General features: G+C 46.6%; 1 protein-coding gene. It reads left to right on the plus strand.

Annotated elements, in window-relative coordinates:
• Positions 1–2,073: beta strand repeat-containing protein (locus V6E90_RS21405; protein ID WP_442881274.1), on the plus strand; the 2,073-nt coding region annotated here is incomplete at both ends.

Consider the following 2,073-nt stretch of genomic DNA (forward strand, 5'->3'; position numbering starts at 1 on the left):
CCAATGCAGATGGTTCAAGCAACTACCAAGTATCGACAGCGAAAGATGTGAACTTCGACAAGGTGACTGTAGGCAGTGTTGTTGTTGATAAAGCAACGAACACGATCAAAGGTCTGAGCAACACGACTTGGAACGGTACAGCGGTATCAGGTCAAGCGGCGACTGAAGATCAATTGGCAGCAGTTGATGGCAAGTTGGGTACATTAGACGATGCAGCAGTTAAATATGACGATGCAACGACCAAAGACAAGATCACGCTTGCAGGAGCTGGTGGAACCACGATTACCAACGTTAAAGCGGGTGCAGTAAATTCAAGCTCAACTGATGCGATCAACGGTAGCCAATTGCATGGCGTAGCGGACAGCGTTAAGACCGCAATTGGTGGCAACACGACCATTGATGCGACAACAGGTGCAATCACTACAAGTAACATTGGAGGTACAGGTTCGAACACAATTGACGGTGCGATCACTAGCGTTAAAGCAACAGCGGACAAAGGCATCAAGTTTGGTAATGGTACCAGCAGTAACCAATTTGGATTAGGCGATACGTTGAATGTTAAAGGTTCAACTGATGGCAGCATTATCAGTACGACGACAGCGGATGGTGTACAGCTTGGCTTGGGTAATACCATTAAAGTAGGTACCGCGAATCCAGTTACGATTGATGGTACAGCGGGTACAATCGGCGGGTTAAGCAACAAGACTTGGAATGGTACAGCGGTATCAGGTCAAGCGGCGACTGAAGATCAGTTGGCAGCCGTGGACAGCAAGTTAGGTGGTTTGGATGATGCAGCAGTTAAATATGACGATGCAACAACCAAAGACAAAATCACACTTGCAGGTGCTGGTGGTACAACGATTACCAATGTAAAAGCGGGTGATATCAGTTCAGCAACATCGACAGATGGTGTGAATGGTGGTCAGTTATTCACGACCAATCAAAACGTAACAACTGCACAAAATGCAGCGGATGCAGCACAAGCAACAGCAGATAAAGGCATCAAGTTTGGTAACGGCACAAGCAGCAACCAATTTGCTTTGGGCGATACCATTAATGTTAAAGGTTCAACTGATGGCAGCATTATCAGTACGACGACAGCGGATGGTGTACAGCTTGGCTTGGGTAATACCATTAAAGTGGGTACCGCGAATCCAGTTACAATTGATGGTACAGCGGGTACAGTCGGCGGGTTAAGTAACAAGACTTGGAACGGTACAGCGGTATCAGGTCAAGCGGCGACTGAAGACCAATTGGCAGCAGTGGACAGCAAGTTAGGTGGTTTGGATGATGCAGCAGTTAAATATGACGATGCAACAACCAAAGACAAAATCACACTTGCAGGTGCTGGTGGAACCACGATTACCAACGTTAAAGCGGGTGCTGTAAATGCAGCATCAACAGATGCAGTGAATGGCAGTCAATTATTCAATACTGCGAACAATGTGAAAAATCTTGTTGGTGGCAACACGACCATTGATGCAACGACAGGTGCAATCACCACGAATAACATTGGTGGTACAGGCTCGAATACAATTGACGGTGCGATCACTAGCGTTAAAGCAACAGCGGACAAAGGCATCAAGTTTGGTAATGGTACCAGCAGTAACCAATTTGCATTAGGCGATACGTTGAATGTTAAAGGTTCAACGGATGGTAGCATCACCAGTACTACAACAGCAGATGGCGTACAGCTGGGCTTGGGTAATACCATTAAAGTTGGTACAGCGAATCCAGTGACTATTGATGGCACAGCAGGAACGATTGGCGGCTTAAGCAATAAGACGTGGAATGGCACAGCGGTATCAGGTCAAGCGGCGACTGAAGATCAATTGGCAGCAGTTGATGGCAAGTTGGGTACATTAGACGATGCAGCAGTTAAATATGACGATGCAACGACCAAAGACAAGATCACGCTTGCAGGAGCTGGTGGAACCACGATCACGAACGTTAAAGCGGGTGCTGTAAATGCAGCATCAACAGATGCAGTGAATGGCAGTCAATTATTCAATACTGCGAACAATGTGAAAAATCTTGTTGGTGGCAACACGACCATTGATTCGACAACAGGTG

Origin of the sequence: Acinetobacter sp. ESBL14 (genome assembly GCF_036668815.1) — a bacterium.
Taxonomy (GTDB): domain Bacteria; phylum Pseudomonadota; class Gammaproteobacteria; order Pseudomonadales; family Moraxellaceae; genus Acinetobacter; species Acinetobacter gyllenbergii.